The sequence below is a fragment of the Roseiterribacter gracilis genome, assembly GCA_018332375.1.
GTDB classification, from domain to species: domain Bacteria; phylum Pseudomonadota; class Alphaproteobacteria; order BOG-932; family Roseiterribacteraceae; genus Roseiterribacter; species Roseiterribacter gracilis.
Genome location: BOPV01000001.1, coordinates 3,351,261 through 3,372,771, shown reverse-complemented (window position 1 = coordinate 3,372,771; position 21,511 = coordinate 3,351,261). Strand labels below are relative to the sequence as shown.

At 64.6% G+C, this 21,511-nt stretch carries 22 protein-coding genes and 1 other RNA gene; 12 read left to right on the top strand and 11 right to left on the bottom strand.

Translation table 11 applies throughout. The features are described from left to right. Positions 1 to 13 precede the first annotated feature (13 nt). Complete coding sequence (pyk, locus tag TMPK1_RS16850; RefSeq protein WP_420244450.1) at positions 14 to 1,453, bottom strand: pyruvate kinase; 1,440 nt, start codon at positions 1,451 to 1,453, stop codon at positions 14 to 16. Positions 1,454 to 1,519: 66 nt separating this feature from the next. Further along, positions 1,520 to 1,798: a hypothetical protein gene (locus TMPK1_RS16845; RefSeq protein WP_420244449.1), complete on the bottom strand. Its 279-nt coding sequence runs from the start codon at positions 1,796 to 1,798 to the stop codon at positions 1,520 to 1,522. Positions 1,799 to 1,927: 129 nt separating this feature from the next. On the opposite strand from TMPK1_RS16845, the gene serB reads away from it, so the two are divergent. Then, on the top strand, positions 1,928 to 2,830 hold the full coding sequence (serB, locus tag TMPK1_RS16840) for a phosphoserine phosphatase SerB (RefSeq protein ID WP_420244448.1): 903 nt from the start codon (positions 1,928 to 1,930) through the stop codon (positions 2,828 to 2,830). 52 nt (positions 2,831 to 2,882) lie between these two features. On the opposite strand, the gene TMPK1_RS16835 is transcribed toward serB, so the two are convergent. The 7 genes from TMPK1_RS16835 to TMPK1_RS16805 all read right to left on the bottom strand — a co-directional run bounded on the left by TMPK1_RS16835 (position 2,883) and on the right by TMPK1_RS16805 (position 8,933). Then, positions 2,883 to 4,451 (bottom strand): DegQ family serine endoprotease, encoded by a 1,569-nt coding sequence (locus TMPK1_RS16835; protein ID WP_420244446.1) that lies wholly within the window; start codon positions 4,449 to 4,451, stop codon positions 2,883 to 2,885. Positions 4,452 to 4,518: 67 nt separating this feature from the next. Continuing rightward, a complete protein-coding gene (locus TMPK1_RS16830) occupies positions 4,519 to 4,713 on the bottom strand; it encodes a DUF2065 family protein (protein ID WP_420244444.1) in 195 nt (64 codons plus the stop codon). Beyond that, complete coding sequence (gene hflC / locus TMPK1_RS16825; protein WP_420244443.1) at positions 4,713 to 5,594, bottom strand: protease modulator HflC; 882 nt, start codon at positions 5,592 to 5,594, stop codon at positions 4,713 to 4,715. The genes TMPK1_RS16830 and hflC overlap by 1 nt, the downstream gene beginning before the upstream one ends. After that, positions 5,594 to 6,832, bottom strand: a complete 1,239-nt coding sequence (gene hflK / locus TMPK1_RS16820) for an FtsH protease activity modulator HflK (RefSeq protein ID WP_420244442.1) — start codon at positions 6,830 to 6,832, stop codon at positions 5,594 to 5,596. Before hflK ends, hflC begins: the two co-directional genes overlap by 1 nt. A 57-nt stretch (positions 6,833 to 6,889) precedes the next feature. Beyond that, on the bottom strand, positions 6,890 to 7,654 hold the full coding sequence (locus TMPK1_RS16815) for a hypothetical protein (protein ID WP_420244440.1): 765 nt from the start codon (positions 7,652 to 7,654) through the stop codon (positions 6,890 to 6,892). Beyond that, positions 7,654 to 8,133, bottom strand: coding sequence for a dihydrofolate reductase (locus TMPK1_RS16810; protein ID WP_420244439.1), 480 nt, complete (start codon positions 8,131 to 8,133; stop codon positions 7,654 to 7,656). Before TMPK1_RS16810 ends, TMPK1_RS16815 begins: the two co-directional genes overlap by 1 nt. Before the next feature lie 5 nt (positions 8,134 to 8,138). Further along, positions 8,139 to 8,933, bottom strand: coding sequence for a thymidylate synthase (locus tag TMPK1_RS16805; RefSeq protein WP_420244438.1), 795 nt, complete (start codon positions 8,931 to 8,933; stop codon positions 8,139 to 8,141). Positions 8,934 to 8,980: 47 nt separating this feature from the next. On the opposite strand from TMPK1_RS16805, the gene ssrA reads away from it, so the two are divergent. The 7 genes from ssrA (at position 8,981) to TMPK1_RS16770 (ending at position 15,285) form a co-directional block, all read left to right on the top strand. After that, positions 8,981 to 9,317, top strand: a transfer-messenger RNA (tmRNA) gene (ssrA, locus tag TMPK1_RS16800). A 73-nt stretch (positions 9,318 to 9,390) separates the two neighbouring features. Continuing rightward, positions 9,391 to 9,909 carry an SspB family protein gene (locus TMPK1_RS16795; protein ID WP_420244436.1) on the top strand — a complete coding sequence of 173 codons (519 nt, stop codon included), beginning with the start codon at positions 9,391 to 9,393 and terminating at the stop codon, positions 9,907 to 9,909. Then, entirely contained in the window at positions 9,894 to 10,838 is a 945-nt protein-coding gene (gene miaA, locus TMPK1_RS16790) for a tRNA (adenosine(37)-N6)-dimethylallyltransferase MiaA (protein ID WP_420245681.1), read from the top strand. Before TMPK1_RS16795 ends, miaA begins: the two co-directional genes overlap by 16 nt. A 49-nt stretch (positions 10,839 to 10,887) precedes the next feature. Continuing rightward, positions 10,888 to 12,684, top strand: a complete 1,797-nt coding sequence (locus TMPK1_RS16785) for an acetolactate synthase 3 large subunit (RefSeq protein ID WP_420244435.1) — start codon at positions 10,888 to 10,890, stop codon at positions 12,682 to 12,684. A gap of 15 nt (positions 12,685 to 12,699) precedes the next feature. Further along, positions 12,700 to 13,218 carry an acetolactate synthase small subunit gene (gene ilvN, locus TMPK1_RS16780; protein ID WP_420244433.1) on the top strand — a complete coding sequence of 173 codons (519 nt, stop codon included), beginning with the start codon at positions 12,700 to 12,702 and terminating at the stop codon, positions 13,216 to 13,218. 34 nt (positions 13,219 to 13,252) lie between these two features. Further along, positions 13,253 to 14,272 carry a ketol-acid reductoisomerase gene (gene ilvC, locus TMPK1_RS16775; RefSeq protein ID WP_420244431.1) on the top strand — a complete coding sequence of 340 codons (1,020 nt, stop codon included), beginning with the start codon at positions 13,253 to 13,255 and terminating at the stop codon, positions 14,270 to 14,272. Positions 14,273 to 14,412: 140 nt separating this feature from the next. After that, positions 14,413 to 15,285, top strand: coding sequence for a hypothetical protein (locus TMPK1_RS16770; RefSeq protein WP_420244430.1), 873 nt, complete (start codon positions 14,413 to 14,415; stop codon positions 15,283 to 15,285). Here the strand turns inward: TMPK1_RS16770 and TMPK1_RS16765 are convergent. Both TMPK1_RS16765 and TMPK1_RS16760 read right to left on the bottom strand, forming a co-directional pair. Continuing rightward, positions 15,266 to 15,781: a GNAT family N-acetyltransferase gene (locus tag TMPK1_RS16765; protein WP_420244428.1), complete on the bottom strand. Its 516-nt coding sequence runs from the start codon at positions 15,779 to 15,781 to the stop codon at positions 15,266 to 15,268. The genes TMPK1_RS16770 and TMPK1_RS16765 overlap by 20 nt on opposite strands. 81 nt (positions 15,782 to 15,862) lie before the next feature. Continuing rightward, positions 15,863 to 16,639, bottom strand: coding sequence for a GntR family transcriptional regulator (locus TMPK1_RS16760; protein ID WP_420244427.1), 777 nt, complete (start codon positions 16,637 to 16,639; stop codon positions 15,863 to 15,865). A gap of 139 nt (positions 16,640 to 16,778) precedes the next feature. On the opposite strand from TMPK1_RS16760, the gene TMPK1_RS16755 reads away from it, so the two are divergent. From TMPK1_RS16755 to TMPK1_RS16740, 4 genes are read left to right on the top strand one after another with little or no spacing between them, the layout of a single operon-like run. Beyond that, positions 16,779 to 17,981 (top strand): aminotransferase class I/II-fold pyridoxal phosphate-dependent enzyme, encoded by a 1,203-nt coding sequence (locus TMPK1_RS16755; RefSeq protein WP_420244426.1) that lies wholly within the window; start codon positions 16,779 to 16,781, stop codon positions 17,979 to 17,981. Between the two features lie 2 nt (positions 17,982 to 17,983). Next, positions 17,984 to 20,398, top strand: coding sequence for a DNA translocase FtsK (locus TMPK1_RS16750; RefSeq protein WP_420244425.1), 2,415 nt, complete (start codon positions 17,984 to 17,986; stop codon positions 20,396 to 20,398). A gap of 59 nt (positions 20,399 to 20,457) precedes the next feature. Next, positions 20,458 to 21,093 (top strand): LolA family protein, encoded by a 636-nt coding sequence (locus TMPK1_RS16745; RefSeq protein ID WP_420244423.1) that lies wholly within the window; start codon positions 20,458 to 20,460, stop codon positions 21,091 to 21,093. 1 nt (position 21,094) lies between these two features. Then, a complete protein-coding gene (locus TMPK1_RS16740; RefSeq protein WP_420244421.1) occupies positions 21,095 to 21,508 on the top strand; it encodes a hypothetical protein in 414 nt (137 codons plus the stop codon). Positions 21,509 to 21,511 lie beyond the last annotated feature (3 nt).

Below are 21,511 nucleotides of genomic sequence, written 5' to 3'. Positions count from 1 at the left end.
CGTGTGAAGAGATTTAGCGGTCTCCCACCCACGCGATGCGTAATATATTCGTGTTGCCCGGCGTGCCGAACGGAACGCCCGCGGTAATCACCAGACGCTCGCCGGTTTTTGCGTAGCCACGTCCGATTGCCCAACGGCATGCGTCTTGGACCATGGCGGCGAAACTGTCGATTTCCGCAGTGCGGATCGGTTCAACGCCGTAGGACAAAACCAGCCGTCGTGCCGTCGCCAGCTTTGACGTGAGACACAGGATCGGCACGCTCGGCCGCTCGCGCACGCAGCGCAGCGCCGTCGAACCCGACGTGGTGTAGGTCGCGATTGCAGCCGCGCCGATCGTGGTTGCGATGTCGGTCGCAGCGCGCGTGATCGCATCGGCTGCAGTTTTTTCCGGCGCCGGATGATCGGCGTCCATGATCGAACGATAGGCCGGATCGCTTTCGACGCGTGCGGCGATGCGATCCATGATGCCGACTGCTTCAAGCGGATAGTCGCCTGATGCAGTTTCGGCCGACAGCATGACCGCGTCGGTGCCTTCATAGACCGCCGTCGCGACGTCGCTTGCTTCGGCGCGCGTCGGCGTCGGCGCCGAGATCATCGATTCCAGCATCTGCGTTGCGACGATCACCGGTTTGCCGGCGCGGCGCACCGCGGCGATGATCCGGCGCTGCAACACCGGAACGTCTTCGGCCGGCATTTCGACGCCGAGATCGCCGCGCGCAACCATCACGCCGTCCGACATTTCGATCAGCTGTTCGAGGTGATCGAGGGCCTGCGGCTTTTCGAGCTTCACGATAATCGCGGCGCGGCCTTCGATCAGGCGGCGCGCCTCGGCCACGTCGTCGGGACGCTGCACGAAGGACAGCGCCACCCAGTCGACGCCGAATTCCAACGCGGCCTGCAGATCGCGGCGATCTTTTTCTGTCAGCGCCGACAGCGGCAGCACGATTTCCGGCACGTTGACGCCCTTGCGGTTCGACAGCTGCGCGCCGGCAACCACAACCGTGTCGAGCGCGTCCTTGTGCTGCGCCGTCACGCGCAACCGCACGCGACCGTCATCGAGCAACACGTCCGAGCCCGGCGTAATCGCGTCGATCAATTCCTGGTGCGGCAGGTGCACGCGCGTCGCGTCGCCCGGTGCCGGATTCATATCCAGACGAAACGCCTGGCCCGCGACCAACGAGACCGAGCCGGATTCGAATGTCCCGATGCGCAGCTTCGGACCTTGCAGGTCGGCGAGGATCGCAATCGGCCGTCCGATCTCTTCTTCGATCGAGCGAATCGATTCGACACGCGCGGCGTGATCCTCGTGGGTGCCGTGACTGAAATTCAGCCGGAAGACGTCGACGCCGGCTTCGACCAGCGCGGCGATCTTGTCGCGTGTCGAGCTGGCAGGTCCCAGCGTCGCGACAATTTTGGTCTTACGGCGGCGGCGGCGGGCGACCGAGTCTTGCATGGCGCGGGAGTCTAGGGAGCCGCACGCGTCACGAACACCCCTCGAAGCGGCAAGGAACGAGAAGAATTAGTGCGCGGCGCGTTTCTTTGGGGACGGCGCCAGATGGCGCGGTAGCAGATGCACGCAGCCCAGTTCGTCGGTGACGACCAAGCGACCGCGTCGTTCGTGCCCGCCGAATCGCCGGCCGATTTCGTCCAGCAGGTTCTGCCAGCACCGCGAATCGCCTTCGCCGGCCAATTCGGCCGCGAGCTCCAGCAGCCGCGCGCGCGTCAGATGCGGATACGGTCCCGTGGCGCCCCAATAAAGGCGGCAAAGATCCCCGAACTCGCCATCGGACTCGAGCATAGAGCGCCTGCCTTGTTGCAAATGATTATCAATTCGAGGCTACAGAGGACTCCGGGCAGGGTCAATCAGGCTTTTGGGCGGCGTTTTTCCGTCGCCGTGCTAGGCAGGCGCGCCGTTTCGGGGAGTCGCATGGACTACGTCGCCACATTGATCGCGGGACCGTCGCTGGAGCCGGGCGCCTTGGCCGCGACCGTCGCCAATGCGCGCGACGCGCTGGCAAGTTTGGGCGCCGAACCCGGCGCGCCCGACGTGCTGCACGACGATCGCGCGATCGATCTTCCGTTCGCGGATGCTGATCCCGACCAGGCCGACTCCGCGCTGCGTCGCGCGATCGGCAATGACCCGATCGACGTCATCGCGCAACCGACCGCCGACCGCCGCAAGCGCCTGCTGCTCGCCGATCTTGAGTCGACGATCATCGGCCAGGAAATGCTGGATGAGCTGGCCGAGTTGGTCGGTTTGCGCGACCGCATCGCTGACATCACGGCGCGTGCGATGAACGGCGAGCTCGATTTCCGTGCCGCGCTGATCGAACGCGTCGCGCTGCTGAAAGACCTGCCCGAAGCGTCGCTCGACGAAGTCGCCAAACGCATCACCCTGCATGGTGGCGCCGCGTCGCTGCTGGCGACGATGCGCGAAGCGGGCGCGCATTGCGTGTTGGTGTCGGGTGGCTTCACGCGCTTTGCCGAACCGGTCGCCGCAACGATCGGGTTTCACGAGATCCACGCCAACGTGCTCGAACTCGGCGCCGGGAAACTTACCGGCACAGTGCGCGAGCCGGTGCGCGACAAGGACGACAAGCTTCGCGTGCTGAAAGAAACCGCGGCGCGTCTGCAAGTGCCGCTGGCAGCGACCTTGTCGGTCGGCGACGGCGCCAACGATCTGCCGATGCTGCTCGCGGCTGGGCTCGGCGTCGCCTATCACGCCAAGCCGGCGGTGCGCACGGCAGCACGCGCGCGGCTCGATTACGCCGATCTCAGCGGCTTGCTCTACGCGCAGGGATTCCGCGCGGCGGAAATCATCACGCCCTGAAGCGAAAACGGCGCTCCGAAGAGCGCCGTTTCCGGTTCGATGTTGGAAGCGATCAGCCCTTGGCTTTCGCTGCCAGCGGAACCGCGATGTAGCCCTGGTCGCCACCGCGCTCGCGTAGCATCAGCACCGACTTTTTGCCGGACTGACGCGCCTGCTCGATGCGCGCCTGGACGTCTTTGGGCGACGCCACCTGACCCTGGTCGACTTCGACCAGCACGTCGCCAGGACGCATGCCTTTTTCTTCCGCCGCACTGCCCGACTTCACCGACGTAATCACCACGCCGTTGGACTGTTCGCTCAGCTGATACTGGCGGCGCAGTTCCGGCGTCAGCGATGCGACGCTAAGACCAAGCTGTTCGATCGGTTCGGCGTTCTTCGCCGGCGCCGGCTTGCCTTCACGTTCGTTGGCGTCGGCAACGTCGATGTCGGCCGGCATTTCGGCGACCTTCACCTGGATCGTCTTTTCCTTGCCGTCGCGCAGCACCTTCACCGCCACCGACTTGTCGATCTGGGCCGCAGCGACCAGACGCGGCAGGCGCGCATTGTCGGTGACGTCCTTGCCGTCGAATTCGGTGATCACGTCACGCGGCTGAATGCCCGCGGCCGCGGCCGGCGAATTCGGCTGCACGCTGGCGACCAGCGCACCGCGCGTCTGTTTCAGACCCAGGCTTTCGGTCATGTCGTCTTGGATCGACTGCACGCGCACGCCAAGCCAACCGCGCTTGGCCTTGCCGTACTGAATGATCTGATCGACGACCGGCTTCACGATCGTGGTCGACTGCGCGAAGCCAATGCCAACCGAACCGCCGGTGGGCGAATAGATCGCGGTGTTGATGCCGATGACCTCGCCTTTGAGGTTCACCAACGGTCCACCGGAATTGCCCTTGTTGATCGACGCATCGGTCTGAATGAAGTCGTCATAGGCCGCACCCGGCAGGCCGCGTGCGCGCGCCGACACGATGCCGGCCGTCACCGAACCGCCGAGGCCGAACGGATTGCCGACTGCGACGACCCAGTCGCCAACGCGCATCGTGTCCGAGTTGCCCCAGTTGAGCGCGACCAGTTCCTTGTCGGCCGGCACTTGCAGCACGGCGACGTCGGCACGTTCGTCTTTGCCGACCAGCTTGGCGGTCAGCGTCTTGTTGTTGTGCAGCGTGACTTTGATTTCGTCGGCGCCGTCGATCACGTGATTGTTGGTGATCACGTAGCCCTTGGCGGCGTCGATGATGAAGCCCGAGCCCAGCGACGCAACGCGACGCGGCGTCGGGTTCGGACCGCGCTCGAAGAAGTCTTTGAAGAACTCATCGAACGGCGAACCCGGCGGGAACGGGCTTTGCTGATCGCCGCGCTGGCCCGGCTGCTGCTGCGGTGCGCGGCGGCGTGGCGCCGGCGCACCTTCTTCACCGCCCTGGGGACCCTGGCCCTGTGCCTTGGGCGTCGAGGTGGTCGAGATGTTGACCACGGCCGGCGACAGTTTTTCGGCCAGGTCGGCGAAACTGTCGGGCGCACGCTGGGCCGCGGCGGGAGCCGGTACGGTAGCGGTGGCGAGGAAAGCGAGCGCCGCGACGGCCATCAGGCCGCGCCGGGCGCGATTTGCGGGAACGATCACCGCGGACTGCATCGAGAAACCTTTCGCGAAGACAGAAAGACGAAGGCGGGAGTCCACATAGGGAGCCGCCAAAAATGGTTCAACCAAGGCCGTGCCGGGCCAAGGCTACGACGGCAACGCCTGCCGCTGCCAGAAATAGCGCGCCGGCGCGGACCTGATTGGCCGGCATCGACAGCGCCATTGCAATCGCACGCCGCATAGCGAGCGGAAATGCTGCGTACAGGACGCCTTCCAACACCAGCGCGATGCCGATCCCCGTGACGAGATCACGCATCAGCGCGCCGGCCCCAACGAACGCTGCATGTAACGAAAAAATTCGCTCGAGGGGCTCAACACCAAGGTTGCGTCTTCGTTGCCGAGCGCACGCCGATAGGCCTGCAACGACCGGTAGAAGCCGTAGAATTCCGGATCGCGCCCGAACGCGTCGGCGTAGATCTTGATCGCTTCGGCGTCGCCCTGACCGCGCAGGATCTGCGAGTCACGTTCGGCCTCGGCCAGGATCGCAGTCCGTTCGCGATCGGCCTTACCCTTGATCTGCTGCGCCTGTTCGAAACCCTGCGCGCGGAATTCGGCCGCTTCGCGTTCGCGCTCCGACTTCATCCGCGCATAGATCGCCTGGCTGGTTTCGTCGGGTAGATCGGCACGGCGAATACGCACGTCGACGATACGGATGCCGAACGAGGTCGCTTCGGCCTCGACCTGTTCCTTGATCCGCTGCATCACACCGGCGCGTTCGTTCGACAACAGCGCCTGCAACGCGACGCCGCCCAGTACACGCCGTAACGAAGCCGACAGAACCGACCCCAACCGACCCTCGACGGCCGACTCGGTGCCGATCGCCTGATAGAAACGGGTGGGATCGACGATGCGGTAGCGCGCGAAGACGTCGACCACGAGACGCTTCTGGTCGGCGAGAATGACGCGCTCGCTCGGCGGGTCGACGTCGAGCACGCGTTTGTCGTAGCGCGCCACGGTCTGCACCAGCGGCAATTTCCAGTAGAGGCCCGGCTCGCGCGCTTCGCGCTCGATCCGGCCGAACTGGATCACCAGCGCCTGTTGCGTTTCGTTGACGATGAAGAAGCTCGACGCGGCGAGCAGACCAACGATGGCGGCGAGGACAGCGAGCCCCAACGCGATACGGCTTTTCGTGTCCATCAGCGGGCTCCTCCCTGCGCGGGCGCAGGTGCCGGCGTCGGCGGACGCAGCGCATCGAGCGGCAGCACCGGCACGACGCCTTGTTTTCCTTCGGCACCCGGATCGATCACGATCTTGCGGGCTTTGCGCAGCACTTCTTCCATCGTCTCGATGTAGAGGCGCTTTGCCGTCACGTCTTTCGACACGCGATAGGAATCGTAGACCGAGACGAAGCGTTTCGCGTCGCCGGTCGCGTCTTGCACCACTTTGTCACGATAGGCGTTGGCGTCCTGCAGGGTGCGTTCTGCGTCGCCGCGTGCGCGCGGCACGATGTCGTTGCGATAGGTCTCGGCTTCGTTGCGCAGCCGCTCGCGGTCGGCGCGGGCGCGCTGCACGTCGTTGAACGCGTCGACCACGGTTGCCGGCGGATCGACTTTCAACAGCTGCACCTGTTGCACTTCGACACCAGCTTCGTAGCTGTCCAACATCTTCTGTAGCAATTCACGCGTCTGCGCTTCGATCTGCGCGCGCGCTTCGGTCAGTGCCGGTTGAATGCCGATACGGCCGATCACTTCGCGCATCGCGCTTTCGGCCGCTTTCTTCACCGTGCCTTCGGGGTCGCGGATCTTGAACAGATATTGGCGCGCGTCCTTGATGTACCAAAAGACGTTGAAGTCGATGTCGATGATGTTTTCATCGCCCGTCAGCATCAGGCTTTCGTCGGGCACGTCGCGAACGTCGCGCGCTTCAGTCGTGCCGAAGCGGCGCGGACCAACCGCGCCCTCGCCAGTACGGAAGCCAATTTCGATTCGTCCGACGCGCGTCGTCTTGGGCGTGAACACGGATTCGATCGGCGACGGTAGGTGATAGCGCAGACCCGGACCTTCGGTGCGCGTGTACTTACCAAAGCGCAGCACGACGCCCTGCTCGTCCGGCTCGACGCGATAGAGACCGCTAGCAGCCCAGATCAGCAGCAGCGCGAGCACGCCGAGCAGAATGGCGCGACCGCCACCGAGACCGCCCGGCACCAGCCGACGCATGCCGTCCTGGCCACGACGGAACAGGCCGTCAAAATCGGGTGGGCGCGGCCCGCCGCCATTGCCACCGCCGTTGCCACCACCGCCGGAACCGCGGCTCCACGGGCTGCCACCGCCGCCGCTACCGCCACCGCTTCCGCCGCTGGGCGGCGGGCCCCAGGGACCACCACCGCCTTCTTTCCCGCCGCGGCCGGCCGTCCCGCTTTGCTCGTTCCACGGCATTGGATTTTGCGTCCCTGAAAAGTGTTTGCGGCTCTATATGGGGTCGCGGACGCAACCTCAATGCAAGCTGACGTGACTTTCTGGTCCGCCGCCACGCACGAGTGCGTCATAGGCAAGCGCGAGAAAGACGACCGACACGCAGCTCTGCAGCGCCGCGAACAGGCCCGCGATCAAAAAAGCGGGCACGCCTTCGTTGAGCAGCGGCAGCAGCGCCACGATCCACTGCGCCACGGTCAGCACGAGATAAATCGAAACCACGCCGACAACGACGTTGACCGCGGCACCGCGCGTGCGGCGCCACGCTTCGCCCAATGTCGGGTTCGGCTCGTCCAGCGCAGCAGCAGCGAAGGCCAAGCGAAAACGCGGCACGATCAACGCCAGATAGGCGAACAGAACCAGCGTCGGCAAAAACGCGGGAATGCCGACCAGCCGCGACAGCAGCGCCGACGCCAGCACCAACGTGAAGCCGATGCCGCACATACGCGCGCCGACACCGATTGCCCGCAGCAGACGGCGATCGAGCACAAACAACGACAGACCCGGACGATGCTCGCCCAGCAAGACACGACGATAGAGACCCAGCCCGTAGGCCAAGCCCACGATGGATGCGATCAACAACGCGCCCAGCAACAACGGCCCAGCTTCGGCGCGCGGTTGCAGCACCCCCGCTTCGTCGACATTCACCGCTGCCAGCACGCCGGCAAAACAAGCCGCGTCAACCAAGCCCAGCAGCAAGGTCGCTGGCAGCAACGACCGCCAATTTTCCAGCGGCCATTCCAGCGCGCGTTTGAAGGCGAGCGACAAAGGGAAGCGCGTTGCCATCAGTGTGCGTAATCCAAAAAAGTCAAAGCGGGCACACCGTCCGCGGCGGCAACGTCGCTGCGCGAAACTTCGCGCCACGATGTCAGGTCGGGCTGGAACGAGACGTCGCCTTCATACGCCTGCTGCACGCGTGTCAGCACCAACCGGTCGGCGCGCGGCAATGCTTCTTCGAACAGCGCCGCACCGCCGATCACGAACGTTTCGGCGACGTCGCCCACCTTCGCCAGCGCGTCGTCGAGCGAGCCCGCAGTCTCGCAACCGGCAAAGCGACGCGTTGCGTCGCGCGTGACGACGATGTTGCGCCGGCCCGGCAGCGCACGGCCGATCGATTCAAACGTGCGGCGTCCCATGATCACGGGCGCGCCCATCGTCGTGCGTTTGAAATGCTGCAAATCGGCGGACAGGCGCGGCCAGGGCAGATCACCCTTGTTGCCGATGACGCCGTTCGCGGCGATCGCCACGATCAACGAGAGACGCATGCCGGTCAGACCGCGACCTTGGCTGCGATATGCGGGTGTGGATCGTAGGCTTCGAGCGTGAAGTCTTCGTAGGTGAAGCCGAACAAGTCGGTGACCGAAGGATTGATCTTCATGCGCGGCAACGGGCGCGGGTCGCGCGTCAATTGCAGTTCGGCCTGTTCGATATGGTTGGCGTAAAGATGCGCGTCGCCGATCACGTGCACGAACTCGCCCGCCTGCAGCCCGGTCGCCTGCGCCAGCATCATCGTCAACAACGCGTAGGACGCGATGTTGAACGGCACGCCGAGAAACGCATCGCCCGACCGTTGATAGAGCAGGCAGGACAGCTTGCCGTTGGCGACCCAATATTGATGCAGCAAATGACATGGCGGCAGCGCCATGTTCTCGATCTCGCCGACATTCCAGGCATTGACGATATGGCGCCGCGAATCCGGATTTTCGCGCAGCGAACGAACCAGGTTGGCCATCTGATCGATCGCATTGCCGTCGCGCGTCGGCCATGACCGCCATTGCCGTCCGTAGACAGGTCCGAGCTCGCCGTTTTCGTCGGCCCATTCGTCCCAGATTCGAACGCCGGCTTCCTGCAGCGGGCGCACATTGGTGTCGCCGCGCAGGAACCACAGCAATTCGTGGATGATCGATTTCAGATGCAGCTTCTTGGTCGTGACCAGCGGAAAGCCTTCGCCCAAGTCGAACCGCATCATGTGGCCGAAAACCGAGCGCGTGCCGGTGCCGGTACGGTCGGTTTTGGCCACACCCTCGTCGAGGATGCGCCGGAGAAGCGCGTGATACTGCAGCATGGCCCGACCATCTCCGAAGCCGCGGTCCGGTGCAATAACGGTCGGCAGGGGTGGCGAAACCGGCCGCGAACCCCTATGTTCGTCGGGTCGGGCTTCGGCCCGTCTATGGCGATAAACGCTTCGCGGAATAGGCGTTACGGACCCGGGGGCGGTACCCGGCGCCTCCACCACTTCTCGCAAGTGGCCCACTCTTCTGAGTGGAATATGGGGGCGAACTAGGATCGACGTGCGTAGTAAAGGCGTAGTTTTTGCTCGGCATGGTTCCGCCGTCATCGGGCCAAAACCCTAGGTGCAAACGATAACGTTGCTCCTTTCGCTGTCGCTGCCTAATCAGCAGTAGATAAGCGCGGTTCGAGGGGGCACCGGGCAACAGAAGCCCCCTCACTTCTCGACAAACAACCGGCATCTGTTCTGCGCCTCTGTGGCGAGTGGGCAGAAACGGTTCTAGAGTGCGGTCATGTCGAAGGACTACATGCGCTACGACCGGATGGTCGAAGACGCGCTGCGCGGCGTCGTCCGCCGCGCGCTGAACGAAGCGGCTGCCCAGGGTTTGCCCGGCAACCACCATTTTTATCTGACCTTCCGCACGCATGCGCCGGGGGTGGACATCCCGTCCTACCTCGTCGAGCGCTACCCGAACGAGATGACGATCGTTCTGCAGTTCCAGTTCTATGGGCTGGAAGCGGCGGAGGATCATTTCGTCGTGACCTTGAGCTTCAACAACCAGCAGGAGCGGCTGCAGATCCCCTACGCGGCGATCAGCGTCTTCGCCGATCCGTCGGTCAATTTCGCGCTGCAATTCCAGGCTGCCGACGACGACATCAAGGAACTGGATGTCGAGGGCGAAGAGTTCGAACCGACCAGCAGCGAAGCGCCGCGCGCTTTGCCGCCTGCAGCGCCGAAGCCTGCGCTGCCGCCGCGCACCGACGGTGACGGCGCCGAAGTCGTTTCTCTCGACCAATTCCGTCGCAAGTAACGCTCGTCTACGGCCCTACCGCCAGCGGCAAGTCTGCGCTGGCGGTTGATCTCGCGTGCGCGCAGGGCGGCGTCGTCATCAATGCCGACGCGATGCAGCTCTATCGCGAGATGCGGATTTTGACGGCGCGGCCGTCAACCGCCGACGAAGCAGCCGCACCGCATCGCCTCTACGGCACAGTCGCGATGACCGATGCGTGGAACGTCGCGCGGTGGCGCGACGCGGCGCTGCAGGAAATCGAACAGGCACGCGCCGCGGGCAAAGCACCGATCCTGGTCGGCGGTACCGGCCTCTATCTCGACGCCTTGCTGCGCGGCCTGTCGCCGGTGCCCGCAATCGATCCCGACATTCGCGCCCAGGCGATCGCGCTGCATGCCCAGCTTGGCGGCGAAGCATTTCGCGCCGCCTTGGCAAAGCGCGATCCCGAAACCGCCGCGCGTCTTGCGCCCGGCGACACGCACCGGCTGATCCGTGCCTGGGAAGTCGTCGAAGGCACCGGACAAAAGATGGGCGCGTTTCGCGACGCGCCGCGCCAAGGTCCGCCGCCCGGCATGAACTTCACCTTGGTCGCGCTGCTACCGCCACGCGAGCAGAGCTACGCGTCGGTCGAACAAAGATTCGATCGCATGATCGCGGACGGCGTTCTGGACGAGGTCGCTCGGATCCGTGACTTGCAGCTCGATCCCGCCCTGCCCGCGATGAAGGCGCACGGGCTGCGCGCGCTGCTTGGCTATCTGGACGGGGCGACGACGCTCGAAGACGCGGTTGCCTACGCCAAGAAAGAGACGCGGTGGTACGTGAAGCGCCAGACGACCTGGTTCCGGCACCAGGTTCCAGCCTGGCCTCTAACCGCCCAGAAGCAGCTCGAACAGCAATATTCGGACTCCGCGAGGGAAGAAGTAGTACGATTCGTTCGTTCTTCCGGTTGACCGGGCAAGTTCCGGTCGTTAGGTTGCGCCGCAAAATAGGACACGCCCGATGACCGCCGCCCCCACCACCGACCAGACGACCGCCGCTCCCAAAACCATGACGGGGGCCCAGCTCGTACTTGAGGCGCTGGCCGATCAGGGCGTCGACACGATCTTCGGCTATCCCGGCGGCGCGGTGCTGCCGATCTATGACGCGCTCTATCAGCAGAACCGGATCAAGCACGTGCTGGTGCGCCACGAGCAGGCGGCCGTGCATGCGGCCGAAGGCTATGCGCGTTCGACGGGCAAAGTCGGCGTCGTGCTGGTCACGTCGGGCCCGGGCGCGACCAACGCGGTCACCGGCCTGGTCGATGCGCTGATGGATTCGATTCCGCTGGTCTGCCTGACCGGCCAGGTGCCGACGCATCTGATCGGCAATGACGCGTTCCAGGAAGCCGACACGACCGGCATCACGCGTCCCGCGACCAAGCACAATTACCTGGTCAAAGACGTCAACCAGCTTGCACGCACGATGCACGAAGCCTTCTTCGTTGCGCGCAACGGACGGCCGGGTCCGGTTGTCGTCGACCTGCCGAAAGACGTGCAGTTCGCCAGCGGTCCTTATTACGGCCCCGACATCTGCAAGCCGAAAAACTACAAGCCGCAGACCGAACCCGATCACGCAGCGATCGAACGCGCGATTGATTTGATGGTGAAGGCAGAGCGGCCGATTTTCTATACCGGCGGCGGCGTCATCAATGCCGGCCCGCGCGCGTCCGAGCTGCTCACCGAGCTGGTGCGCCTGACTGGCTTTCCCTGCACCAACACCTTGATGGGTCTGGGCGCATTTCCCGCGTCGGACAAACAATTCGTCGGCATGTTGGGCATGCACGGCACGTACGAAGCCAATCTCGCGATGCATGGTTGCGACGTGATGATTTGCATCGGCGCGCGCTTTGACGATCGCGTCACCGGCAAGACCAGCGCTTTCTCGCCGAACTCGAAAAAGATCCACGTCGATATCGACGCCTCGTCGATCAACAAGAACATCCGCGTTGATCTGCCGATCGTCGGCGACGCCGGCCGCGCCCTCGAATTGCTGTTGGCTGCGTGGAAGAAACGCGTCGCCGCAAAGCCGAAGATCGACGCCTGGTGGAAACAGATCGAGTTCTGGCGTGCGCGCGACTGCCTGCGCTACGGCCAGACCAAGGACGTCATCAAACCGCAATATGCGTTGGAACGTCTGCGTGCCGCGATCCAGGGCCGCGACGACGTCTTCATCTCGACCGAAGTCGGACAGCATCAAATGTGGGCGGCGCAGTTCCTGCCGTTCAACAAACCCAATCGCTGGTTGACCTCGGGCGGTCTCGGCACGATGGGCTACGGCCTGCCGGCTGCGATCGGCGCGCAGATCGCCAATCCAGGCGCCTTGTGCATCGACGTTGCAGGTGAAGCATCGATCCTGATGAACATCCAGGAGATGGCGACGGCGGTGCAGTACCGGCTGCCGGTCAAAGTCTTCATCTTGAACAATCAATGGATGGGCATGGTGCGCCAATGGCAGCAGCTGCTGCACGGCGAGCGCTACAGCCAAAGCTATTCCGAATCCCTGCCCGACTTCGTCAAACTGGCGGATGCATTTGGCGGCGTCGGCATGCGCGCCGAGAAATATGACGATGTCGATCGCGTCATCGCCGAAATGCTCGCTGCCGACAAACCCTGCATCGTCGACGTCGCGGTCGATCCGAACGAGAACTGCTTCCCGATGATCATGGGCGGCCATGCACATAACGAAATGCTGCTCGGCCCCGAAGATCGGAAGTCACAGGATCCGACCGCGCGCGAAGAAGGTATGGTGCTGGTCTAAATCGGGCGCCGCACCATGAGCTATCTCAACAACGAGCCAATTGAACGCCACACATTCGCGGTGCTCGTCGACAACGAGCCCGGCGTGTTGGCGCGCGTCATCGGCCTGTTCTCCGGTCGCGGCTACAATATCGAAAGCCTGACCGTCGCCGAGATCGACCACGAGAAGCAGCTGTCGCGTATCACCTTGGTGTCGCGCGGCACGCGCATGGTGATCGACCAGATCAAAGTGCAGCTCGACCGTCTGGTGCCGATTCACACTGTGCTGGATCTCACCGACGGCGGCCCGTTTGTTGAGCGCGAGCTTGCGCTCGTCAAAGTGGTCGGCACGGGCGAGCATCGCGTCGAGGCGCTGCGCATCGCCGATGCGTTCCGCGCCCGCGTGATCGACAGCACGGCCGAAAGTTTCGTGTTCGAACTCACCGGCAGCGCGGAAAAACTCGACGCGTTCGTCGACATTATGCGGCCGCTCGGCTTGGCCGAGCTGTCGCGCACCGGCGCTGCCGCGATTGCGCGCGGCACTGCCACCATCTGACCGACAAGCAAGACAGAATAGAAGGACGATAGAGATGCGCGTGTATTACGACCGCGACGCCGATGTGGGCCTGATCCGCGGCAAGAAGGTCGCCGTGATCGGCTATGGCAGCCAGGGACATGCGCACGCGATGAATCTGCGCGACAGCGGCGTCGGCGAAGTACGCGTCGCACTTCGCCCCGGTTCGGCGACGGCCAAGAAAGCCGAAGCGGCCGGCTTCACCGTGATGAGCGGCGCCGACGCAGCCAAGTGGGCCGATCTGGTGATGATCCTGACGCCGGACGAGCTGCAGAAAGAACTCTACTACACCGACCTCGCGCCCAATCTGCGCCAGGGTGCTGCGATCGCGTTCGCGCACGGTCTGAACATTCACTTCAAGCTGATCGAACCGCGTCCCGATCTCGACGTGTTCATGATCGCGCCGAAAGGCCCGGGCCACACGGTGCGTAGCGAATATCAAAAAGGCGGCGGCGTGCCGTGCCTGATCGCCGTCGCGCAAGACGCGTCGGGCCAGGCGCACGACATCGCGCTGTCGTACGCAAGCGCGGTCGGCGGTGGCCGTTCGGGCATTATCGAAACAACCTTCCGCGAAGAATGCGAAACCGATCTGTTCGGCGAACAGGCCGTGCTGTGCGGTGGTCTCACCGCGCTGATCCAAGCTGGTTTCGAAACCTTGGTCGAAGCGGGCTACGCGCCGGAGATGGCGTATTTCGAATGCCTGCACGAGGTGAAGCTGATCGTCGACCTCATCTATGAGGGCGGCATCGCCAACATGCGCTACTCGATTTCGAACACGGCGGAATATGGCGACTACAAAACCGGCCCGCGCATGGTGACGCCGGAGACCAAAGCCGAGATGAAGCGCGTGCTGGACGATATTCAGTCGGGCCGCTTCGTGCGCGACTGGATGCTGGAAAACGCCGCCGGCCTGCCCAGCTTCAAAGCAACCCGCCGCAACCAGTCCGAACATCCGATCGAAGAAGTCGGCGCCAAGCTGCGCGCGATGATGCCGTGGATCGCCGCCAACAAGCTGGTCGATCGCGCCCGGAACTGATCGAACGCGCCGCGCTCTTCGCACCAGGGGCGCGGCGTTTCCATGCACTGGACGGCATTGCAATTTGCCGCCTGCGCGCCTTGCGCCCGACGCCGTCGTCATCCAGCGTCGGTCTCGGGAAGCAGGGGGCGAGCGTCCGAATGTTGGGAGCAATTCGCGCCGTCACTACGACGGTGCCCGATCTGGACGCGGTCGAGCAGGCCTACGTCTCGTATCTGCACTACCACCCGGTCGCACGCGGCCGCTTAGACGACGCAACCGCGACAAGCTGGAACGCGCCGGCCGCCGCCGGCAGCAGATGGCTCGCGATGCAGCCCGCAAGCGGCGAACCAACCTGCTTGCGCTTTGTCGAACGTCCCGCGACCGTCGGGTTTCGCGCGCTGACGACGTTCGGTTGGAACGCAACCGAGATCACAGTGCAGGACGTCGACGCGCTGGCGCCGCGCTTTGCCGATTCACCGTTTCAGATCATCGGTGCACCCGCCGATCTCGACGGCGTGCCGATGATCCGCGCCATGCAGCTTCTGGGGCCGGCAGGCGAGTGCCTGTATCTGACGCGCATCGCGCCCGGCAGCGGCTTTGATCTGGCGCCTGCTTTGTCGCCGGTCGGCCGCGTCTTCATCACCGTCGTCGGCGGCCCGGACATCGAAGCATTGCGCAGCTTCTATGCGGCGCGTTTCGGCAATCAGCCGACACCGGCAAAAGAAACGCGCATTCGCGTTCTGTCGCGCGCCAACGGATTGCCGGCCGAAGAAACCAAACATGGTCTGGCGGTGCTGCCGCTTGCCGACGGCACCTTGTTCGAACTCGATCGCTACCCGCCGGGAACCGGACCGCGCCCGTGCCGCGACGGCGACTTGCCACCCGGCATGGCGATCGTCACTTGCGAAGTCGAGTCAATCGACGGCGCGACGATCGCGTCGACCTTGCCGCCTTACGTAGGTGCGCGCAGCGCAACCTTGCGCGGTGCGGCCGGCGAATTGATCGAGCTGGTCACCACGGCAGACCGTTGAGCCGCAGCACGCGCGCGTGATCCAGCGCCGATGGCGTGATCGCATGCAGCATGACGGCACCCGACCAGTCGATTTCCGTGCCGCGCTGCATGCAACGGATCGCCCCGCCGACCCGCGTCCAACCCAGCCGCTGGTAAAACGGCACCAAATTCAGCTCGCACAACAACATTCCTGCTGCGACCGACGGCATGGCGCGAATCTCGTCGAGCGCGCGATCGAGCAATCGCTTGCCAAGTCCGCTGCCACGCGCGTCCGGCACCACGACCAGGCTGGCAATTCCACCGACGCGCACCCACACGCCGTCGGCAACGATTTCGCGCCACACGACGCCGACGCAGCCGCGGATCGCATCACCCTGCCGTTCGAGAAACCACAGATCGGGCTGCGCCCATTCGGTTGTCCGGATCAATTCGGCGTTCGCGAACGCGGCTTCCGCCATACGTTCGAGCGCATGCGTGTCGGTGGCGCGCAGCAGCCGGTTGGGGATGCGTTCCATGATGTGCGACGCGTCGCACGCGGATAGGAGTCGTTGAAAGAGGCGTGTCGCGTTGCGCCAGCGACACGTTGTCCGAGACGGTTACTCGGCTGCGTCGGCGCGCGCCGCGTCGTTTTCGTCGCGTTGGCTGAAAATCTGCGCTGCCGTTTGAATATGTTCGCGCATTGCCGCGGCGGCACGGTCGCCGTCGCGCGCCGCGATTGCATCGACGATTGCCAGATGTTGCGCCGTCGAACGTAACAATTCGTCGTGCGAATAAGCGCGGTACGACCGCGCGATCAGTGGCAGTTCGATCACCGCGCTGAACATCACGCGCAGCCGCGCGCTGCCCGCCGCTTCGATCAGGCTGCGGTGAAAGCGCGAATTCAGGTCGATGATGCGCGTGATGTAGTCAGGCCGCGCCGCAATCGCTTCGGCGCGGATCGCTTCGGCCAATGCGCGCAAGGTCGCGAGACTAGCCTCGTCGATCTGTTCGGCGGCGCAGGCGGCGGCATAGACCTCGACCAGCTCGCGCAGTGCGAAGACTTCGGTGGCGTCGCGTTCGGACCAGCCCGCGACCATGGCGCCCTGGTTGGGCGAGAACACGACCAGCCCCTCGGCCGACAAGCGCCGCAGCGCCTCGCGCACAGGCGTCCGGCTGACCCCGGAGCCGGCTGCGATCTCCTGTTCGATCAGCCGGGCGTTGGGCGGATAGACGCCGGTCAGGATCGACCGGCGAATCGCCGTGTAGGCCCGCTCGGCCGCGGAAGCGCGGCCAGGGGAGCGGGGAGTGCGGTCGTCCGGCGTCACCGATCCTCTATACCCGCCGCCCGGGTCCGCCGCGACCGCCAGGCCGGGACCGGCCCGAGGCGTGGCCATGCCGCGAACCTTGTTCGAGTCAGGCCGAAGACTCACCCTCTAAGTCATTGGGGCAAAACCATTGGCTTCGCTTGCTTGGGCCCTGGCCCGTCGCGTACCATCCAGACGCCCGGACGGCCGACCCCCAAGGACGCAGCACGTGTTCAATCCGCGCCTGGTGGCGCTCAACGACTACCCCTTCACCAGGCTGGCCCGGCTTTTGTCCGCGCCGGCGCCGGAGTCGCGCGCGCCGTTGGCCCTGTCGGTCGGCGAACCCCAGCACGCCCCGCCCGCCCTGCTGGCCGACACCCTGGCCAAGAACACCCATCTTTGGGGCAAGTATCCGCCCCAGACCGGGACCCTCGCCTATCGGAAGGCGGTCGCCGGCTGGCTTGCGCGCCGCTACGGGCTGCAGGGTGCGGTCGATCCCGATCGCAACGTGATCCCCGTCGCCGGCACACGCGAAGCGTTGTTCCAGGTGGCGCTGCTGGTCGCGACCGAAGACGCTGCCGGCAACAAGAAACGCATCGCGATCCCGAACCCGTCTTACGCGGTGTACGAGGGTGCCGCGCGATTGGCGGGCGCCGATCTGCGCTTGCTCAACACGACGCCCGAAAGCGGCTTTCTACCCGACCTGCACGCAGTCGCCGACCAGGACTGGGCGCGCACCGCCTTGTTGATGTTGTGCACACCGTCGAACCCCGAAGGCGCAGTCGCCGATCGCGCCTATCTCGCGCACGCGATCAAGCTCGCGCGCAAACACGGTTTCCTGCTCGCCGTCGACGAATGCTACGCCGAGATCTGGGACCACGAGCCGCCACCAGGTGCGCTCGAAGTCGCAGCTTCAATCGGCGGCACGACCGATCCGTTTGCCAACGTGCTGGTGTTTCACTCGCTGTCGAAACGATCGAGCGCAGCCGGTTTGCGCGCCGGCTTTGTCGCCGGCGATGCGGCTGCGCTGGAATTGTTTTTGCGCTTGCGCAACTTCGCATCGGGCGGCGTGCCGTTGCCGGTGCTGGAAGCAGCGACGGCGTTGTGGAACGACGAAAAACACGTCGAAGAAAATCGCAGCGCCTATCGCGCCAAATTCGACCTCGCCGAAAAGAGCTTCACCGGACGGTTCGGCTTTCAGCGTCCCGGCGGTGGATTCTTTTTGTGGCTCGATGTCGGTGACGGCGAACGCGCTGCAAAACGCCTCTGGACCGAAGCCGCAATTCGCACCTTGCCGGGCGCCTATATGGCGCGGACCGGCGCCGACGGACGCAACCACGCACAGGGATTTCTGCGCGTCGCGCTCGTTCACGATCTACCCGTTCTCGCCGATGCGTTGCCAAGAATGGCAGCGTTGCTCGAAGGAAATTGAGTATGGCCACGACCCGCACCCGCACTGGTTACACGCCGCCTGAACGCCGCACCTTGCTGCCCGATGCAGCGCGCGAAACGATCAAGCGGCGCACGATCGAATTCGGCGGCGTCGCCTTGATCGGCGTCGGTGCGCTGCTGCTGGTTGCGTTGCTGACCTACAATCCGCGCGACCCGTCGTGGAACGCGGCGGTTCCGATCGGTCAGGGCGCGCGCAATGCGCTGGGCGTGTTCGGTGCCTATTTCGCCGACCTGTTTCTGCAGACTCTGGGCGTCGCTGCCGGTTTGATTCCGCTGACTCTGGCGGCGTGGGGCTGGCGCGTGGTGCGGCACAAGCCGATCGGCCGCTGGTGGTTGCGCGGCATCGCGTCGTTGCTGCTGTTTTTGTGCGTGTCGGCAGCGCTGGGCGCGGTCCCGAACGGCTTGTTCGCGCCGTTGGGCCGCACGCTCGGCGGTTCGGTCGGCATCTTGTTGCTGGGTGCGGTCGAACGCAGCGGCGTCGATGCGGCACTGGCTGCGTTTCTGTTCGCACTGATCGCCGCCGGCCTGCTGGCCGCGTCGCTCGGTGCCAGCATGCAGGAATGGCGTGAAGGTCTGGCGCAGGCCGGCCGCACGTTGAAATGGATGGGCGCGTGGGTCGTGTTCGGCCTGCATCGCGCCGTCGGCGCGCTTGCGTCGTTGCTGGTGCGTGCACCGCGCGAACAAGTCGAAGCACCGACGGTGCAGGCACCGCGTGCAGCACCGGTGTTGGAACGCGCCGCGCCGTCGTTTGAAGCAGCCCATGAAGTTGCCGCTGCACCGATCGTCGCGACGCGCACACAGCCCGCTGTGATCGCACCGCGCATCGAGCCGCAAAAACCGAAGAAGCCGGTGGCGCCGCCGAAGCGCCAGACCGCGCTCGATCTGCCGTCGCCGGATTCCTATCAGCTGCCGTCGCTGGAGCTGCTGCAGAAGGGCAGCGAGTCGGATCGTTCGCCGGGCCTGTCAGAAACCGCACTGCAGAAGAACGCCGAACTGCTCACCAGCGTGCTGCAGGATTTCGGCGTCAAAGGCGAGATCGTCAAAATCCATCCCGGCCCCGTCGTCACCTTGTACGAGCTGGAACCGGCGCCAGGCACCAAGTCGTCGCGCGTCATCGGCTTGGCCGACGACATTGCACGTTCGATGTCGGCCGTGTCGGTGCGAGTCGCCGTCGTGCCGGGCCGCAACGTGATCGGCATCGAACTGCCAAACGCCAAGCGCGAAACCGTGCTGATGCGCGAGCTGCTCGAGCTGGACGACACGACCGGGCACAAGCTGGCGCTGCATCTCGGCAAAGACATTGGCGGTCAGCCGATCGTCGCCGACCTGACGCGCATGCCGCATTTGCTGGTTGCGGGCACCACCGGCTCGGGCAAGTCGGTTGCGGTCAATACGATGATCTTGTCGCTCCTCTACGCGCTGCCGCCGGAGAAGTGCCGCTTCATCATGATCGACCCCAAGATGTTGGAACTGTCGGTCTACGACAACATCCCGCATCTGCTGGCGCCGGTCGTGACCGATCCGAAGAAAGCGGTCGTCGCGCTGAAATGGACCGTGCGCGAGATGGAAGACCGCTATCGCGCCATGTCGAAGCTCGGCGTGCGTAATATCGACGGCTACAACGCACGCCTGCGCGAAGCACGCGACAGCGGCGAGATGCTGCTGCGCAAAGTGCAGACCGGATTCGACCCCGACACCGGCAAGCCGATTTTCGAAGACCAGCCGATCGACCTGACCGAGCTGCCTTTCATCGTGGTCATCGTCGACGAATTCGCCGACCTGATGCTGGTTGCGGGCAAAGACATCGAAGCAGCCATCCAGCGTCTGGCGCAGATGGCGCGCGCCGCCGGCATTCACTTGATCATGGCGACGCAGCGCCCGTCGGTGGACGTCATCACCGGCACGATCAAAGCCAACTTCCCGACCCGCATCTCGTTCCAGGTCACGTCGAAGATCGACAGCCGTACCATCCTGGGGGAAAGCGGCGCCGAGCAGCTGCTGGGCCAGGGCGACATGCTGTACATGGCGGCCGGTGGACGCATCACGCGCGTGCACGGACCGTTCGTACGCGACCAGGAAGTCGAAAAGATCGTCCAGTTCCTGAAGGCGCAGGGCGAGCCCGACTATGTCGAGGCGGTCACCGAAGAAGACGACGAAATGGCGATGGCGCTTGGCGAAGAGGGTGCCGAAGGCGGCGGCTCGGGCGATGCGCTGTACGACCAAGCGGTCGCCCTTGTGGCGCGCGAGAAGAAGGCCTCGACCAGCTTCATCCAGCGCCACCTGCAGATCGGCTACAACCGCGCCGCCCGCCTGATCGAAAAGATGGAAAAAGAAGGCGTCGTCTCGTCGGCCAACCATGTCGGCAAGCGCGAAGTCCTGATCTCGCATCACGGGTAATGCGCCCTGCGGCGCGGACGGGTGATGAAATCTCGTATGGCGGCGTTATATCTGCCGCCATGCGCTCTTTCCTCGCCACCCTCACCGCCGCGCTGCTTTTGGCAGCGCCTGCTTTCGCCCAGTCTGCCGCGCAAAAGCCGCCGGCGCTGACCGACAAAGACCGCGCCGATCTGAAGCGGATCGAGACCTATCTCGACAGCATCACCACCGCGAAAGCGGATTTCGCGCAGACCTCGACCACGGGCAAATCGGGCGAAGGCACGTTCTGGCTGTCGCGTCCGGGCCGGTTGCGGTTCGAGTTCAAGGCGCCGAGCCAGGACCTGATCGTCGCCGACGGCACCAACATCACCTTCTGGGACGCGCAACTCCGCTCGGCGCAGTCGGCACCGATCGAGCGCACCCTGGCCAATCTGTTTCTGCGTCCAAAGATTCAGTTCGGCGGCGAGTTGACGGTCACCAGCTTCGAACATTTCGCCAACGTCTATCGTGTCGAGATCGCGCAAGCGAACGATGTCGGCGCCGGGCGTTTGACCCTGGTGCTGCTGGACCAGCCGCTGACCTTGCGCCAGTGGCGCGTGACCGACGCGCAGAACCAGGTCACCGACGTGACTTTGTCGAACACGCAATTCGGCGGGCAGCTCGATCCCGCGCTGTTCGTCTTCCAGGAACCGAAACGCACACCAAAGGCCCGCTGAGATGCGCGCGCTGCTGGCCCTGCCGCTGCTGGTCTTGCCGCTCGCCGCCAGCGCGCAGCTCACGCCGGCAAAACCGCTGGTCCCCAACAGCGTCGAGATCGAGCGTCAGATCGGTGCGCTGGAAGATCTGCTGGCGACCAAGCTCGACGAAGACAGCAAACGCAAATTGCGCGTGCGCCTGTTGCCCATCGCAGAACGGTTGGTGCCGGGCGAAGACGCAGCGCGCGACGCCTATATCGCGCTACTCAAGGCGCGCTACGACCGGATCGGCGCCGAGATCATTTCGATTCTCGAACTGCAGGGCATCACCGACAAAGTCCGCTTCGCCCAACGCGACCGGCTGGAAGAGCTGCAGGCCGTGATCGGCAACGAGATCAAAGAACAGATCAGCTTGAAGCCACCGCCCAAGCCGTAATCG

Coding starts and splice junctions, on each gene's coding strand:
- TMPK1_RS16740 (WP_420244421.1), top strand. CDS start 21,095: ATGCGCGCGCTGCTGGCCCTGCCGCTGCTGGTCTTGCCGCTCGCCGCC.
- TMPK1_RS16805 (WP_420244438.1), bottom strand. CDS start 8,933: ATGCTGCAGTATCACGCGCTTCTCCGGCGCATCCTCGACGAGGGTGTG.
- ilvN (WP_420244433.1), top strand. CDS start 12,700: ATGAGCTATCTCAACAACGAGCCAATTGAACGCCACACATTCGCGGTG.
- hflC (WP_420244443.1), bottom strand. CDS start 5,594: ATGGACACGAAAAGCCGTATCGCGTTGGGGCTCGCTGTCCTCGCCGCC.
- TMPK1_RS16810 (WP_420244439.1), bottom strand. CDS start 8,133: ATGCGTCTCTCGTTGATCGTGGCGATCGCCGCGAACGGCGTCATCGGC.
- TMPK1_RS16760 (WP_420244427.1), bottom strand. CDS start 16,639: ATGGCCACGCCTCGGGCCGGTCCCGGCCTGGCGGTCGCGGCGGACCCG.
- TMPK1_RS16765 (WP_420244428.1), bottom strand. CDS start 15,781: ATGGAACGCATCCCCAACCGGCTGCTGCGCGCCACCGACACGCATGCG.
- pyk (WP_420244450.1), bottom strand. CDS start 1,453: ATGCAAGACTCGGTCGCCCGCCGCCGCCGCCGTAAGACCAAAATTGTC.
- serB (WP_420244448.1), top strand. CDS start 1,928: ATGGACTACGTCGCCACATTGATCGCGGGACCGTCGCTGGAGCCGGGC.
- hflK (WP_420244442.1), bottom strand. CDS start 6,832: ATGCCGTGGAACGAGCAAAGCGGGACGGCCGGCCGCGGCGGGAAAGAA.
- TMPK1_RS16845 (WP_420244449.1), bottom strand. CDS start 1,798: ATGCTCGAGTCCGATGGCGAGTTCGGGGATCTTTGCCGCCTTTATTGG.
- TMPK1_RS16835 (WP_420244446.1), bottom strand. CDS start 4,451: ATGCAGTCCGCGGTGATCGTTCCCGCAAATCGCGCCCGGCGCGGCCTG.
- TMPK1_RS16795 (WP_420244436.1), top strand. CDS start 9,391: ATGTCGAAGGACTACATGCGCTACGACCGGATGGTCGAAGACGCGCTG.
- TMPK1_RS16745 (WP_420244423.1), top strand. CDS start 20,458: ATGCGCTCTTTCCTCGCCACCCTCACCGCCGCGCTGCTTTTGGCAGCG.
- TMPK1_RS16750 (WP_420244425.1), top strand. CDS start 17,984: ATGGCCACGACCCGCACCCGCACTGGTTACACGCCGCCTGAACGCCGC.
- TMPK1_RS16770 (WP_420244430.1), top strand. CDS start 14,413: ATGTTGGGAGCAATTCGCGCCGTCACTACGACGGTGCCCGATCTGGAC.
- TMPK1_RS16815 (WP_420244440.1), bottom strand. CDS start 7,654: ATGGCAACGCGCTTCCCTTTGTCGCTCGCCTTCAAACGCGCGCTGGAA.
- TMPK1_RS16785 (WP_420244435.1), top strand. CDS start 10,888: ATGACCGCCGCCCCCACCACCGACCAGACGACCGCCGCTCCCAAAACC.
- TMPK1_RS16830 (WP_420244444.1), bottom strand. CDS start 4,713: ATGCGTGATCTCGTCACGGGGATCGGCATCGCGCTGGTGTTGGAAGGC.
- ilvC (WP_420244431.1), top strand. CDS start 13,253: ATGCGCGTGTATTACGACCGCGACGCCGATGTGGGCCTGATCCGCGGC.